Source organism: Citrobacter sp. wls826, from assembly GCF_005281245.1.
GTDB classification, from domain to species: domain Bacteria; phylum Pseudomonadota; class Gammaproteobacteria; order Enterobacterales; family Enterobacteriaceae; genus Citrobacter; species Citrobacter braakii.
The window spans coordinates 30,187-46,132 of record NZ_SZWS01000012.1 but is presented as its reverse complement, the minus strand read 5'-3'; the positions used below and the strand labels follow the sequence as shown (position 1 = coordinate 46,132).

Sequence of the window (15,946 nt, the reverse complement as noted above, 5' to 3'; positions counted from 1 at the left end):
GAATGGCGATGTGAAACCGCCATTCGGCCTACGTTGGCTTATTTCTTCGGTTGATCCTTGTTTGGCCAATCGTCGTCGTCATCCCATTTATCGTTAAAATCACGATGCGGGGGAAGCTCCGGCTTATTGGCAAGAAATTTCTTGTGGTCGACGCGCTTGAGATCTTTAATCACGTTCAGCAATACGCCTACCAGAAACACCAACACCAGAATCCACCAGTATTTTGCCAGCCAGTCCATGCTCATTTCCTCTTACAGGAACACTCATCAGGCGACGAGTTGCTCCATGATACGTTGATACATACGGGCAAGCAGCTGCAGGTCGGCGGCATTAACACATTCATTAATTTTATGAATGGTGGCGTTGACCGGCCCCAGTTCTACTACCTGTGCCCCCATGCGGGCAATAAAACGCCCGTCGGACGTCCCGCCTGTAGTCAGTAACTGCGGTTTAATCTCATTATAGTGCTCAATGGCGTTCACCACCGCATCCACCAGTTTACCGCGTGCGGTCAGGAACGGCTGACCGGAAAGCCACCAGTCGACGGTATAACGCAACTGATGTTTCTCCAGCAGCTCCAGCACCCGGGACTTAATCATTTCATCGTTTAATTCGGTGCTGAAACGGAAGTTGAACTGGATAAACAGTTCGCCGGGAATAACATTGTTGCTGCCGGTTCCTGCCTGAATATTGGCAATCTGCATGCTGGTCGCCGGGAAGAATTCGTTGCCCTGATCCCACTCTATCGCCACCAGTTCATTAAGCATTGGCGCCGCGCGGTGTACCGGATTATCGGCCAGATGCGGGTAGGCTACGTGGCCCTGCACGCCGTGAATGGTCAGATTGCAGGTCAGTGAACCACGACGCCCATTTTTCACCACGTCGCCAACGATTTCCGTGCTGGACGGCTCGCCAACCAGACAATAATCCAGTCGTTCATTGCGCGCCATAAGTGCTTCAACCACTTTTACGGTGCCGTTTTGGGCGCTGGCCTCTTCGTCAGAGGTTATCAAAAACGCCAGACGACCCTGATGGTTCGGATGCTGGGCGACAAAACGTTCTGCGGCCACGACCATTGCCGCCAGTGAGCCTTTCATATCGGCTGCGCCACGCCCGAACAACATGCCATCGCGAATGGTCGGTTCGAACGGTGGATTAATCCAACGATCGACATCGCCGACAGGCACTACGTCAGTGTGACCGGCAAATGCCAGAGTCTCACCTTTGCCGCGCCATGCCCAAAAATTCTGTGTGTCACCAAAATCCATACGCTCAACGGTAAAACCTACCGCGCGCAGGCGTTCAATCATTAACGCCTGGCACCCGGCATCATCCGGGCTCAGGGAAGGACGGCGAATAAGCTGCTGTGTCAGCTCAATAACCGGGCACGACATAGACTATACCTCATTAAAAAACTGCGTATAACTGGATTCACTAAAGCCAAGCAGCATAGGCTTACCCGGCGCGCAGAGCAATGGGCGTTTGATAATTGCAGGCATTTCAATCATCAATGCAGCAGCAGAGGACGCATCGGTGATTTGGTTACGTGTGGCTTCATCCAGTTTGCGCCAGGTGGTTCCACGTGTATTGAGCAGCGCCTCCCAACCTAATTCGCTGATAAAGGCGTGTAATAACGCGTTGTCCAGGCCGTCGACGCGATAATCATGGAAGCGGTAGTCGACCCCATTGTCTTCCAGCCAGCGTCTGGCTTTTTTAATCGTATCGCAATTCTTAATGCCGTAGAGGGTGATCATTTGAATCCTTATTGACGTAATTTGAATATTTATTCTCGTGTTCTATAAACATGAATAATACATATTGTCATCGAACCGTTATAGAAAAATATAACATTGTTGTTGAATGGTGAATAATGATTCCTGAAAGTTCCAAAATTCACGGGAAACTGAAAATCAGAATTTGCCTGTTTGCATCAGCCTGTTTTTCCATCAGAATTGCCAAAGTCGTAGATGATGTATGAATATTTCAAAATATTGCAGTAAGTCACATAAAATTTATGGGGTTAGCGCATAGTGATTACATATACCCCCGAACACTGGAGGATGTAATCGCAACCATTGGTTAAATGATCTTCTTTTTATGATGATGATTTCGTAGAATGCCCATAATAATAAGAGAGGTTGTTATGATTGAACGTGAACTGGGGAACTGGAAAGACTTTATCGAAGTGATGCTTCGTAAATAATTTTCTGGAAGAAATTCATATCCTGCAAAGGATAATAAAAGGCGACTCAACGTAAGTCGCCTTTTTTGTGTCCGATTATTCTGGGCGTGGCTTCAATGGGAAACGTCTGCGTACCAGCACAAAGAACAGAGGAACGAAGTAAATCGCCAGGACTGTGGCTGAAATCATCCCGCCCATTACGCCAGTCCCTACCGCATGCTGACCGCCGGAACCTGCGCCACTGCTGATGGTCATCGGCAACACCCCAAAGATAAACGCCAGTGACGTCATCAGAATTGGGCGTAAGCGTTGGCGACAGGCATGCAGCGTGGCGTCGAGCAAGTCGTGACCTTTCTCGTTCATCTCATTGGCGAATTCAACAATCAATATTGCGTTCTTCGCCGAAAGCCCGATCACGGTGAGTAACCCGACCTGAAAGTACACGTCGTTTTCCAGGCCGCGCATCCAGGTAGCGAGCAGCGCGCCAATGACCCCCAGCGGTACAACCAGCATGACGGAGAAGGGAACCGACCAGCTTTCGTACAACGCCGCCAGACACAGGAACACCACCAGCAAAGAAATGGCGTACAGAGCTGGCGCCTGAGAGCCCGACAGCCGTTCCTGGTAAGACATCGCGGTCCATTCGAGGCCGAATCCGGTCGGCAACTGGTGGACCAGCGATTCCATAATGTCCATCGCCGTACCGGTACTGACGCCTGGGGCGGCTTCGCCAACAATCTCGACGGCGGAGTAGCCGTTATAGCGTTCCAGACGCGGTGAACCCGTTTCCCAGCGCGACGTGGCAAAGGCCGAGAAAGGCACCATGCCGCCGCTATTATTGCGGACGTACCACAGATTGATGTCGTCCGGGAGCATGCGATATTTTGCTGCCGCCTGTACGTAAACCTTCTTCACACGACCCCGGTCCATAAAGTCATTGACGTAGCTGGAGCCCCAGGCCGTTTGCAAGGTGTCGTTGATGTCATCAATGGAAACGCCCAGCGCCTGGGCTTTGCGCTGATCTATATCAATTTGCAACTGCGGGCTGTCGTCCAGACCATTATGACGAACACGTGTCAGAGACGCGTCTTTCCCGGCCAGCTCAATCAGCTTGTCGCGCGCGGCCATTAACGCATCATGGCCCGCACCGGCGTGATCTTGCAGCTCCATATCGAAACCGGCAGAGCTCCCGAGACCGCTAATCGCCGGAGGGCTGCTGGCGAAGACGCGGGCTTCCTTAATCTTATTAAAGGCTTTGGTCGCGCGCTCGATGATGGCGAAAGAGGTTCCGGTGGTGGTGTCGCGATCATCCCAGTCTTTTAAGCGGACAAACATCCGCGCCACGTTTTGACCGTTCCCGCCAGGGCCGGAACCGACCGTGGAAAAGACCGACGTAATGTTGTCTTTCTCATGGGTGAAGTAATACTTCTCCACTTCCTCAACTACTTTCAATGTTTGCTGCTGGGTCGAGCCGCTGGGCAACTGTATCGAGGTGGTAAACATGCCGCGGTCTTCGAGCGGCAGGAAGGAGGTTGGCAGGCGCAGGAACAGGAAAACCATACCGCCGAGCAGCAGGCCGTAAATCAGTATCCAGCGCAGGCTGCGGTGCAGGATCCTGGCGACGCCTTTTTCGTAGCGTTCGGCGTTGCGGTTAAACATCCGGTTAAACCAGCCAAAGAAACCGGTTTGCCCGTGATGCTCGCCTTTATGTAGCGGTTTGAGCAGAGTGGCGCACAGGGCAGGGGTGAGGATCATCGCCACCAGAACTGAAAGAACCATTGCGGAGACGATGGTAATCGAGAACTGGCGGTAAATAGCCCCGGTAGTACCGCCGAAGAAGGCCATCGGGATAAACACCGCCGACAGCACCATGGCGATACCGACCAGCGCTCCCTGGATTTGCCCCATCGATTTCCGCGTCGCTTCCCGCGGCGAGAGGCCTTCCTCACTCATAATTCGCTCGACGTTTTCCACCACCACAATGGCATCATCGACCAGCAGGCCGATCGCCAGCACCATCGCAAACATCGTCAGGGTGTTAACGCTGTAGCCAAAGGCGTAGAGCACGGAAAAAGTACCCATCAGGACGACGGGAACGGCGATTGTAGGGATCAGCGTGGCGCGGAAGTTTTGCAGGAACAGGTACATCACAAGGAATACCAGCGCGATCGCTTCCAGCAGCGTTTTCACCACGTCGATGATTGAGGCTTTGACAAAGGAGGTAGTTTCATACGCCACCTTGTATTCCAGCCCGTGCGGAAAATACTGTGAGAGCTCGTTCAGGCGGTCGATAACCAGCTCCGCCGTTGCCATTTCATTGGCACCGGAGGCCAGTTTTACCCCCAGACCGGAAGCCGGGTGGCCGTTGAAGCGGCTGAGATAGTCATACTTTTCCGCACCCATTTCGACCGTCGCCACATCGCCCAGTTTAACTTCTGAGCCGTCCTGATTGACGCGTAGCGTAATCGCGCGAAATTCATCCGGAGTCTGCAGCAGCGACTGGGCGTTGATCGTCGCATTCAGCGCTTGTTTGTCCACCGAAGGCGTGCCGCCAAGTTGCCCGACGGCAATCTGCGCATTCTGTGATTCGATAGCATCGGTCACATCTTTGGCGGTCATCTGGAAGCTGTTAAGTTTGACCGGGTCGAGCCAGATACGCATGGAATATTGTGAACCGTAGGCGTCAATATCGCCCACGCCGTTTATACGACTGAGCGGATCCTGGATATTACTGGCGACGTAGTCGGCGATGTCCTGCTTATCCATTGAGCCATCGGTGGAGACGAAGGCGATGGTCAGAATATTGGTGTCACCGGTCTTGCGCACCGTGACCCCTTGATTCTGTACCGCCTGCGGCAGCTTACGCATTGCCGATTGCAGCTGGTTTTGCACCTGCTGGACGGCCTCATCAGGATCGGTTCCCGCGAGGAAGCTCAGCGTAACCGACGCCTGGCCTGTCCCGCTGCTCTGCGACGACATGTACATCAGATTATCGAGACCAGTCATGTTCTGCTCGATAACCTGGGTGACGGTATTTTCCAGGGTTTGTGCGGACGCGCCAGGGTAGTTCGCGGTTACCCGCACGTTTGGCGGTGCCAGATCGGGATATTGCTCAACGGGCAGCGAAAAAATAGCCAGGGCTCCTGTCAGGCACAACAGGATTGCTAACACCCAGGCAAAAATGGGGCGATCGATGAAAAAATTCGCCATTAAAAGGGGACCTCGTGTTTCTGCGTATCGTTATGGGTGTGAATTGCTTCACTTTAGCGGCAAGGTACGGGGCAAACGTGGAGAAAAAAAGAAGATAATGTAAATTATCATGCCCGTTTACAGCTTACCTTTCGTGCCAACGCCGTCAGGCCTGGATCGAGAACCGACGGCGCTTTGCGGTTCTTTACGTTAGCTCACCGTCGGATTCTGCCGAACGAAAACTGATACTCACCAGCGTTCCCCCTCCGGAGGGTTGAGAGAAAGTCAGCGTGCCGCTCAGCCTTTCCGCCCGCTCGCGCATAATATTTAATCCATAGTGCCCCGAAGGCTCATGCGGCTCGCCAATGCCGATACCGTTATCGCGAATATAAACCGTGTGATTACCATCCGGCGCGGTGACGCAACTGACGGCAATTTCGGTTGCGCTGGCATGTTTAATCGCGTTCAGCACTGCTTCACGGACGATCTGCAGCAGATGCACCTGCATTTGCGCGTCCAGCGCCAGGGTAGGTAACCGGCAATCAAGCGTCAGTTTAGCCGAGGTCTGATTTTGCAGCGTTTCCAGCATTTCATGCAGGGCGGAGGGGAGATCGGCCTGCTGTAAAGTCAGGCGGAAGGTTGTGAGCAGTTCGCGTAGCTGGCGGTAGGCGTCGTTCAGCGCCTGAGAGAAATCCGCCATAATGCTTTGCGCTGGGGCGTTATCTTCGGGAATCGAACGCTTCAGCAGCGTGAGCTGAATGCGTAAATAAGAGAGCACTTGCGCCAGCGAGTCGTGCAGCTCGCGCGCAATCGTCGCCCGCTCCTCCATTAACAACAGCTGCTGAAAATGTTTTTGCGCCTGGTTGAAGTACAACCCGCGACCCAGCATCGAGGAGACGCTGTTAAGCAGCGGGGTAGAAGCATTGACGTTCGGGCTTTGCCAGTGCAGTTCACCGTAGACGGTTTCCTGCATGGTGACCGGCAGGATCTGCATCGGTAGCTCGGGGCTTTTTGCGCCTTCGCTAATTCGCCAGTTATCTCCGACGGTGAGTTCCAGGAAATAGGCGGCGTCATGCTCGCGGACGATCTGTAAAATATGGCGGAAGCAGTACACATCAATCTGACTGGTATTTAACGCCTGAGAGCACTGATACAACACTTCCAGACGACGATTAGCTTCGTGGAGATCGTGGGTCTTCTCAGCGACAGACGCTTCCAGCGAGCGGTACAGCTTGTGTAATTCACTCGACATCTGGCTGAAGGTCTTGCCCAACAACCCGAGTTCGTTGGGCAAATCAGTATCCAGCGACGGGATGTCAAACTGACCGTGTTCAATGTGCTGGCTTGCCACCACCAGCTTATTCAGCGGACGCACCACCTGCTGGCGAATACGCCGCAAGGTAAAGAAAACGAGGGTGAATATGCCGATCCCGCCCGCCAGTGAAATACCAAAAACCAGCATCACTTTGCGTTCGGCATAATGTTGCAGCGCCAGCACGAAGAGATCGATTTGATCGACATAGTTATTGATATTGCTCTGGTACCAATTTAAATCGCCATCGATCAGACGGGCGTTCATTTCCAGCCAGTTTGCATGTAGACGTCCATAGCGACTTTTTACCGCTTGAGGCACGTACCACGCGTTCAGGTTCTGTAGTGCTGGCGAATTTAGCGCCTGCTGGAAAAGCTGGCGGTGAGCGTTAAGCTGCGGACTTTGGCTTTGCAGATCGTAACCCAGACGGTAACTTTGCATGCGCAATGAGCCAGCCACGTTGATGGCTTCGGCATCTCGTAAGCTGCTGGTCAGCGTGAGCAGAGCAATACCCGTTGAGAGAATCGACAACAGCACTATGTAGAAAAAAGCTTTAGCCAGACTGGCCGAGACCGGACGCTTTACCGTCACTTGTGCATCCTCACACAATACACGTCGCGCCTTAAAACAGCCCGAACGATGCGGTGTATTTGATAAATGTTAATAAAACGCCATGAAACTGGATGGTAACTGAAACACAATTTCATATGCGATGAAATAAATTGATCTGCCACAGGTTCTGGATAAATAGTTGCGCTTCTTGGGCAAATGAACATTGCCGCTTCCTTCCGTGTCGGTTAATAACAACACTCATATAAAGAATAAGGTTTTTGCAACCAAAAAAGAAGGAAGCCATGAATCGTTTTATTATGGTTAATAGCCAGCAGTGCCTGGGATGCCATGCCTGTGAGGTCGCCTGCGTCATGGCTCACAATGGCGAGCAGCATGTCCTGAGTCAACGGCATTTCCAGCCCCGAATTACCGTCATCAAGCATCAGCAGCAGCGCAGTGCGGTAACCTGCCATCACTGTGAAGATGCGCCCTGCGCCAGAAGCTGCCCGAACGGGGCAATCAGCCATGATAACGACAGCGTTCAGGTGAACCCGAAAAAGTGTATTGGCTGTAAATCGTGCGTCGTTGCTTGTCCTTTCGGCACGATGCAGATCGTACTCACTCCTGTCGCTAAAGGGAAGGTGAAAGCCACTGCGCACAAATGCGATTTGTGTCAGGGACGCGAACAGGGACCTGCCTGCGTAGAGAACTGTCCGGCACAAGCGTTACAACTGGTGACGGAAAATTCGCTTACTGGTCTGTCAAAAGCGCGCAGGCTACGCACCGCCAGTCTGGAAAGCCAGCCCTGGCATGCCAACGCCACCGATTTCGTTTCGCATACAATTACCAAACGTGAGCAAATGCAGGCGACGCCTGCGCGTGGTGAGCCGGATAAGCTGGCAATTGAGGCCCGTAAAACCAGCTTTGAGGAGATCTATCTGCCGTTTCGTACGGCGCAGGCGGAACGGGAAGCGTCCCGCTGCCTGAAATGCGGCGACCACAGTATTTGCGAATGGACCTGCCCATTGCATAACCATATTCCGCAGTGGATTGAACTGATCAAAGCCGGGAATATCGACGCGGCGGTTGAGCTTTCTCACCAGACCAACTGCCTGCCGGAAGTGACCGGGCGCGTATGTCCGCAGGACCGACTTTGCGAAGGGGCATGTACGGTGCGTAGCGAGCATGGGGCGGTCACTATCGGAAATATTGAGCGTTACATCTCTGATCGGGCCCTGAGCAAAGGATGGCGACCGGACTTAAGCCACGTGCAGAAAGTGGATAAGCGCGTTGCTATCATCGGCGCGGGTCCGGCGGGTCTGGCCTGCGCGGATGTGCTGGCGCGCAGCGGAGTCAGCGCCACCGTATACGATCGCCACCCTGAAATCGGCGGTTTGCTGACGTTCGGCATTCCGGCCTTCAAGCTGGACAAATCGCTGCTGGCCCGCCGCCGTGAAATCTTCAGCGCCATGGGTATTCATTTCGAACTTAACTGTGAAGTGGGTAAGGATGTGGCGCTGTCGGCGCTGCTGGAGGATTACGATGCCGTGTTCGTGGGCGTAGGAACCTATCGTTCCATGAAGGCGGATCTGCCGAATGAAGACGCGCCTGGCGTTTATGACGCGTTACCGTTCCTGATTGCCAACACCAAACAGGTGATGGGGCTGGATGAACTGCCTGAAGAGCCGTTCATCGATACCGCCGGACTGAACGTGGTTGTACTGGGCGGAGGCGATACGGCAATGGACTGCGTGCGTACCGCGCTGCGTCATGGCGCACGCCAGGTGACCTGCGCTTATCGTCGTGATGAAGCCAACATGCCCGGTTCGAAAAAAGAGGTGAAGAACGCCCGGGAAGAGGGGGCGAACTTCGAGTTTAACGTCCAGCCGGTTGAGCTGGTGTTGCATGATGATGGGCGAGTCAGCGGCGTGCGTTTTTTACGTACCCAGCTTGGCGAGCCGGACGCGCAAGGGCGTCGTCGCCCGGTTCCCCTCGCCGGGAGTGAGTTTGTCATGCCCGCAGATGCGGTGATCATGGCGTTTGGTTTTCACCCACATGGCATGCCGTGGCTGGAGACGCATGGGGTTAAGGTCGATAACTGGGGGCGCATTGCCGCCAATGTTGAAAGCGCATACCGTTATCAAACCAGCAACCCGAAAATCTTCGCTGGTGGTGACGCGGTACGCGGTGCGGATCTGGTGGTTACGGCCATGGCGGAAGGACGGCATGCCGCCCAGGGGATCGTCGACTGGCTGGGCGTAAAATCAGTCAAATCTCACTAAGTCGCTAAGAAGGCCGGATAAGGCGCGTTAGCGTTGCTATCCGGCTCTGCGCCGCCTAATTGCCTGATGGCGCTTCGCTTATCAGGCCGACATTGCACCAAGACAAACCCGGTTTCACGGCGTAGTATTATTTCTCACTTCTTGCTGTGGAGCCGGTATGTCGCAAAAAATTACCCTCATCAAAGATAAAGTCCTTTCCGATAACTACTTCATCCTGCGCAATATCACCTATGACCTGACCCGTAGCAATGGAGAGGTGATTCGTCACAAACGCGAGGTTTACGATCGCGGCAACGGCGCCACTATCCTGCTGTATAACCCGGAGAAGAAAACGGTGGTGCTCATCCGCCAGTTTCGCGTCGCCACCTGGGTCAATGGTAATGAAAGCGGTCAACTGATTGAAACCTGCGCCGGGCTGCTGGATAACGACGAACCGGAAGCGTGCATTCGGAAAGAGGCCATTGAAGAGACCGGCTTTGAAGTGGGTGAAGTGCGTAAGCTGTTTGAGCTCTATATGTCGCCGGGCGGCGTGACGGAGATAATTCATTTCTTTATTGCACAATACAGCGACAGCCAGCGGGCAAATGAGGGCGGAGGGGTGGAAGATGAAGATATTGAGGTTCTGGAGCTGCCGTTCACCCAGGCGCTGGAAATGATTAAAACGGGTGAGATCCGTGACGGTAAGACGGTGCTATTGCTGAACTATTTGCAGTCGTCGCATCTCATGGACTAATGCGCGGGATTTATATTTCTTTACAAATTTTCGGCCAATCCGACGATTCTTATTGAGCCACATCAGTCGCGCAAGGAAGATACCGCTTAGGCTGTGTGTTTTGACTTCGGGGTTGTACCGTCCATGCGCTATCGCGTTATTTTACTTTTCCTGCTCGGGTTGTTACCCGTCCGTTTGCTGTGGGCCGCGCCCGCGCAACAGACGTTTTCTGACTGGCAGGTGACGTGCAATAACCAAAACTTTTGCGTGGCGCGCAATACCGGAGAACATCACGGCCTGGTCATGACCTTGAGCCGCAGTGCCGGGGCACATACCGACGCCGTGTTGCGTATTGAACTGGGTGGGCTGGAATCGCCCACAGCCAAAGAGAGCGATATTGCGCCACGTCTGCTACTGGATGGCGCGCCGCTCCCCCTTCGCGGCGAACACTGGCGTATTACCCCCTGGCAACTGATGACCGATGATCCGGCCACCATCAGCGCATTTTTAACAACCGTACAGGACGCGAAGGCGATAACCCTGCAAAAAGGGGCGCAAAACCTGTCCCTGGTCGGGCTAAAAGCCGCGCTGCTTTTTATCGACGCCCAGCAAAAACGGGTCGGCAGCGAAACCGCATGGATCGAAAAAGGCGACGAGCCTCCGCTCAGCGTACCTCCCGCTCCCGCTTTAAAAGGCGTGGCTGTGATTAACCCAACGCCAACGCCTCTCACGCAACAAGAGCGCAGTGAATTGCTGGATTACGGTAACTGGCGGATCAACGGTATTCGCTGTTCGATCGATCCGCTGCGTCGCGAGATGCGCGTCACGGCCTTAACGGATGATAAAGCGCTGCTGATAATCGGCTGTGAAGCCGGGGCATATAACACCATCGATCTGGCGTGGGTGGTTTCACGTACTACCCCGTTGACGTCACGGGCGGTACGGCTAAGCCTGCCTTTTAAAACGGATGCGGAAAGTCGCGATATGGAGCTGACCAACGCCACGTTTGATGAGAAGTCGCGCGAGCTGGTAACCCTCGCTAAAGGACGAGGGTTGGCAGATTGCGGTATCCAGACCCGCTGGCGCTACGACGGCCAGCGTTTTCGTCTGGTGCGCTATGCCCAAGAGCCAAGCTGCGATAACTGGCATGGGCCAGATGCCTGGCCCACGCTGTGGATCACACGTTAAGCACCTTATGCGCTTTGTCGACAATGTTATCCACCATAAAGCCGAAGAACGGGAACAGCTTGTCTGCTGGAGCCGACTCCCCATAACCCGTCATACCGACAATCGCCCCTTTCAGCCCAACATATTTGTACCAGTAGTCGGCAATTCCTGCTTCTACCGCCACGCGCGCGCTGACGTTTGAGGGGAGGACCGATTCCCTATACGCCTCATCCTGGGCGTCGAAGATATCGGTTGAGGGCAGAGAAACCACCCGCACGTTACGACCTTCACCGGTCAGTTTTTCCGCCGCCAGCAGCGTGATTTCCATTTCTGAACCGGTAGCAATCAGGATAACATCCGGCTTACCCCCGCCATCCTTCAGCACATAGCCGCCGCGGGCAATCTGCTGCACTTGCTCAGGCGTCCGCTCAACCTGCGCCAGATTTTGCCGCGAGAGGATCAGCGCCGTTGGCCCGTCATGGCGTTCGACCGCCAGCTTCCAGCCTACCGCCGCTTCAACCTGATCGCAGGGTCGCCAGGTGCTGAAATTAGGCGTCAGACGCAGGCTGGCGAGCTGTTCGACGGCCTGGTGCGTGGGACCATCTTCCCCAAGGCCAATCGAGTCGTGGGTATAAACCATGATTTGTCGGGCTTTCATCAGCGCCGCCATGCGTGCGGCATTACGGGCATATTCGACAAACATCAGGAACGTTGCGGTGTACGGTACGAAGCCCCCGTGGTGAGCGATACCGTTGGCAATCGCGGTCATGCCAAATTCCCGCACGCCGTAGTGGATGTAATTTCCTGCATGATCCTCTTTAAGAGAAGTGGAGCCTTTCCAGATGGTCAGGTTGCTGGGCGCCAGATCCGCCGAACCGCCAAGCAGCTCAGGCAGTATCGGCCCGTAGGCGTTAAGGGTATTTTGCGAGGCCTTACGGGTGGCGATTTTGGCCGGATTGGCCTGCAGCTCGGTGATATATTTCTGGGTCGTTTCTTCCCACTCTTCCGGCAGTCCACCGCTCATCCGGCGGGTAAACTCTGCCGCCAGATCCGGATGCGCATGTCGATAAGCGGCGAATTTCTCATTCCAGCTCTGTTGGGCTTTCTCGCCTTTTTCACGAGCGTCCCACGCCCGGTAAATCTCTTTGGGGATTTCAAAGGCAGGATGATGCCACCCCAACTTCTGCCGGCTCAGCGCCACTTCTTCTTCACCCAGCGCCGCGCCGTGCGCTTCCTCTTTCCCGGCTTTATTCGGTGAACCAAAACCAATCACCGTGCGGCAGATAATCAGCGACGGTTTATCGGTAACGGCCTGTGCTTCCTGAATCGCTTTTTTCACCGCCTCAGGGTCATGACCGTCAATCTCGTGCACCACATGCCAGTGATAGGCCTCAAAGCGTTTCGCGGTATCGTCGGTAAACCAGCCGTCGGTTTCGCCATCAATTGAGATGCCGTTGTGATCGTAAAAGCCGATGAGTTTGCCAAGCCCCAGGGTGCCCGCCAGCGAGCACACTTCGTGAGAAATGCCCTCCATCAGACAGCCGTCGCCCATAAAGACCCAGGTATAGTGATTAACAATCTCGTGGTCTGGCTGGTTAAACTGCGCCGCCAGCGTGCGTTCTGCAATCGCCATTCCGACAGCGTTGGCTAAACCCTGACCCAACGGTCCGGTGGTGGTCTCCACGCCCGGCGTATAGCCAATTTCCGGGTGTCCTGGCGTCTTCGAATGGAGCTGGCGGAAGTTCTTTAACTCTTCGAGCGGCAGGTTGTAGCCGGAAAGATGCAACAGGCTGTAAAGCAGCATTGAGGCGTGGCCATTGGACAAAATAAACCGGTCACGATCGTACCAGGTGGGATCGGACGGGTTATGGCGCAGGAAATCGTTCCACAGCACTTCGGCGATATCGGCCATCCCCATTGGTGCGCCAGGGTGGCCTGAGTTAGCTTTTTGGACGGCATCCATACTTAGCGCACGAATGGCATTGGCAAGCTCTTTACGGGTCATAGGAAATACTCCTTGAAAAGTAAAGTGTTAGATGCGTGTTGTGATTCACACTTTTGAGATAATTGCGGGCGTTGTCAGCAAAAAGCATAGCAGACAAGCATGGTATTGCTGGCTTAAGCAGGTAACATAGATGTTATAAATTGATAACAAATTCTTTCTTTGAATGGTGAGAGTATGGGGACCTTCAAAGTTTGTGCCGTTGACTGAGGTGATAATGTGCGGCTCAGTAGAATGGTTACCCGCGCCACTTTTTTGATAGATACGTGAAAGGAACAACAAGATGGATGACCAGTTAAAACAAAGCGCCCTCGATTTCCACGAATTTCCGGTACCCGGTAAAATCCAGGTTTCTCCGACCAAGCCTCTGGCAACCCAGCGCGACCTCGCGTTGGCCTACTCGCCGGGCGTGGCTGCACCGTGTCTTGAAATTGAAAAAGACCCGCTGGCAGCCTACAAATACACCGCACGCGGCAACCTGGTTGCGGTTATTTCCAACGGTACTGCGGTTCTGGGTCTGGGTAATATTGGCGCGCTGGCCGGTAAACCGGTGATGGAAGGTAAAGGCGTTCTGTTTAAGAAATTCGCCGGGATTGACGTGTTCGACATCGAAGTTGATGAACTCGATCCGGATAAATTTATCAACGTGGTAGCGGCGCTTGAACCAACGTTTGGCGGCATTAACCTCGAAGATATCAAAGCGCCGGAGTGCTTCTACATTGAGCAAAAACTCCGTGAGCGCATGAATATTCCGGTATTCCACGATGACCAGCACGGCACGGCAATCATCAGTACTGCCGCAATCCTTAACGGTCTGCGGGTGGTTGAGAAAAATATCTCTGATGTGCGCATGGTGGTGTCCGGTGCAGGTGCGGCGGCGATTGCCTGTATGAACCTGCTGGTGGCGCTGGGTATGCAGAAACACAACATTGTGGTCTGCGACTCCAAAGGGGTAATTTACAAAGATCGTGAACCAAACATGGCGGAAACCAAAGCGGCTTACGCAGTGGTGGATGACGGTAAGCGTACGCTGGATGATGTCATTGACGGCGCGGATATTTTCCTCGGTTGCTCTGGTCCGAAAGTGCTGACGCAGGAAATGGTTAAGAAGATGGCGCGTGCGCCAATGATCCTGGCCCTCGCCAACCCGGAACCGGAAATCCTGCCGCCGCTGGCGAAAGAGGTGCGTTCTGACGCCATCATTTGCACCGGCCGTTCCGACTACCCGAACCAGGTTAACAACGTCCTGTGCTTCCCATTCATCTTCCGCGGCGCGCTGGACGTCGGTGCTACCGCCATCAACGAAGAGATGAAACTGGCTGCGGTACACGCCATTGCTGAGCTGGCGCACGCCGAGCAGAGCGAAGTGGTGGCCTCCGCCTATGGCGACCAGGACCTGAGCTTCGGGCCGGAATACATCATTCCGAAACCGTTCGACCCGCGTCTGATCGTCAAAATTGCCCCTGCGGTGGCGAAGGCGGCGATGGATTCCGGTGTGGCAACGCGTCCGATTGCCGACTTTGACGCTTACATCGATAAGCTGACCGAATTCGTCTACAAAACCAACCTGTTCATGAAGCCGATTTTCTCCTTGGCACGCAAAGCGCCGAAGCGCGTGGTGCTGACTGAAGGGGAAGAGGCGCGTGTACTGCATGCCACGCAGGAGCTAATCACTTTAGGTCTGGCGAAACCGATCCTGATCGGTCGTCCGAGCGTTATCGAAATGCGTATCCAGAAACTGGGTCTGCAGATCAAAGCGGGCGTCGATTTTGAGATCGTCAACAATGAATCCGATCCGCGCTTTAAAGAGTACTGGAGCGAGTACTACCAGATTATGAAACGTCGTGGTATTACCCAGGAGCAGGCGCAGCGTGCGGTAATTGCCAACACCACGGTGATCGGCGCGATCATGGTGCAGCGCGGCGAAGCGGATGCAATGATCTGCGGTACGATAGGCGACTACCATGAGCACTTCAGCGTGGTGAAAGAGGTGTTTGGTCACCGCGATGGCGTGCATACTGCCGGGGCGATGAACGCCTTGCTGCTGCCAAGCGGTAACACCTTTATCGCCGATACCTACGTTAACGACGATCCTACGCCGGAGCAACTGGCGGAAATCGCCGTGATGGCGGCAGAAACCGTGCGTCGCTTTGGTATCGAACCGAAGGTAGCGCTGCTGTCGCACTCCAACTTTGGCTCATCTAACTGTCCGTCGGCCAGCAAAATGCGCGAAGCGCTGGAGCTGATTAAGGCGCGTGCGCCAGAGTTGATGATTGATGGCGAAATGCACGGCGATGCCGCGCTGGTGGAAAGCATCCGTCATGACCGCATGCCGGACAGTCCGCTGAAAGGCTCAGCGAATATTCTGGTGATGCCGAATATGGAAGCTGCCCGTATTAGTTACAACTTACTACGCGTTTCCAGCTCTGAAGGCGTAACGGTCGGCCCGGTGCTGATGGGGGTTGCGAAACCGGTTCACGTATTAACGCCGATCGCATCTGTTCGTCGTATCGTTAATATGGTGGCGCTGGCGGTCGTAGAAGCCCAA

General features: G+C 54.2%; 11 protein-coding genes. 5 read left to right on the top strand and 6 right to left on the bottom strand.

Annotation, left to right across the window (positions count from 1 at the left end):
* Positions 1 to 38: 38 nt before the first annotated feature.
* Genes FDW87_RS01220 through FDW87_RS01210 form a run of 3 tightly spaced genes read right to left on the bottom strand, consistent with a single transcriptional unit; the run spans position 39 to position 1,754 of the window.
* On the bottom strand, positions 39 to 239 hold the full coding sequence (locus FDW87_RS01220) for a YpfN family protein (RefSeq protein ID WP_003835080.1): 201 nt from the start codon (positions 237 to 239) through the stop codon (positions 39 to 41).
* A 27-nt stretch (positions 240 to 266) separates the two neighbouring features.
* The gene (dapE, locus tag FDW87_RS01215; protein WP_016153967.1) at positions 267 to 1,394 is read right to left on the bottom strand and encodes a succinyl-diaminopimelate desuccinylase; all 1,128 of its coding nucleotides are present in this window, start codon (positions 1,392 to 1,394) and stop codon (positions 267 to 269) included.
* A gap of 3 nt (positions 1,395 to 1,397) precedes the next feature.
* Complete coding sequence (locus tag FDW87_RS01210) at positions 1,398 to 1,754, bottom strand: ArsC family reductase (protein WP_016153966.1); 357 nt, start codon at positions 1,752 to 1,754, stop codon at positions 1,398 to 1,400.
* Positions 1,755 to 2,143: 389 nt separating this feature from the next.
* Between FDW87_RS01210 and ypfM the strand changes: the two genes are divergently transcribed.
* A complete protein-coding gene (ypfM, locus tag FDW87_RS01205) occupies positions 2,144 to 2,203 on the top strand; it encodes a protein YpfM (RefSeq protein ID WP_001386977.1) in 60 nt (19 codons plus the stop codon).
* Positions 2,204 to 2,278: 75 nt separating this feature from the next.
* On the opposite strand, the gene acrD is transcribed toward ypfM, so the two are convergent.
* Positions 2,279 to 5,392 carry a multidrug efflux RND transporter permease AcrD gene (gene acrD / locus FDW87_RS01200; RefSeq protein WP_016153965.1) on the bottom strand — a complete coding sequence of 1,038 codons (3,114 nt, stop codon included), beginning with the start codon at positions 5,390 to 5,392 and terminating at the stop codon, positions 2,279 to 2,281.
* Between the two features lie 184 nt (positions 5,393 to 5,576).
* Positions 5,577 to 7,274, bottom strand: a complete 1,698-nt coding sequence (narQ, locus tag FDW87_RS01195; protein WP_016157109.1) for a nitrate/nitrite two-component system sensor histidine kinase NarQ — start codon at positions 7,272 to 7,274, stop codon at positions 5,577 to 5,579.
* A gap of 263 nt (positions 7,275 to 7,537) precedes the next feature.
* On the opposite strand from narQ, the gene aegA reads away from it, so the two are divergent.
* From aegA to FDW87_RS01180, 3 genes are all read left to right on the top strand, one after another.
* Positions 7,538 to 9,517 (top strand): formate-dependent uric acid utilization protein AegA, encoded by a 1,980-nt coding sequence (gene aegA / locus FDW87_RS01190; RefSeq protein WP_137379374.1) that lies wholly within the window; start codon positions 7,538 to 7,540, stop codon positions 9,515 to 9,517.
* A gap of 157 nt (positions 9,518 to 9,674) precedes the next feature.
* Positions 9,675 to 10,250, top strand: coding sequence for a GDP-mannose pyrophosphatase NudK (gene nudK, locus FDW87_RS01185; protein ID WP_095715386.1), 576 nt, complete (start codon positions 9,675 to 9,677; stop codon positions 10,248 to 10,250).
* Positions 10,251 to 10,373: 123 nt separating this feature from the next.
* Positions 10,374 to 11,417: a DUF1176 domain-containing protein gene (locus FDW87_RS01180; protein ID WP_137379373.1), complete on the top strand. Its 1,044-nt coding sequence runs from the start codon at positions 10,374 to 10,376 to the stop codon at positions 11,415 to 11,417.
* Here the strand turns inward: FDW87_RS01180 and tkt are convergent.
* Positions 11,407 to 13,401 carry a transketolase gene (gene tkt / locus FDW87_RS01175; RefSeq protein ID WP_137379372.1) on the bottom strand — a complete coding sequence of 665 codons (1,995 nt, stop codon included), beginning with the start codon at positions 13,399 to 13,401 and terminating at the stop codon, positions 11,407 to 11,409. The two genes, FDW87_RS01180 and tkt, sit on opposite strands and share 11 nt — an antisense overlap.
* A 280-nt stretch (positions 13,402 to 13,681) precedes the next feature.
* Here tkt and maeB point away from each other — a divergent pair.
* Positions 13,682 to 15,946 (top strand): NADP-dependent oxaloacetate-decarboxylating malate dehydrogenase (gene maeB, locus FDW87_RS01170; protein WP_137379391.1); only part of this gene is annotated, 2,265 nt, incomplete at its 3' end.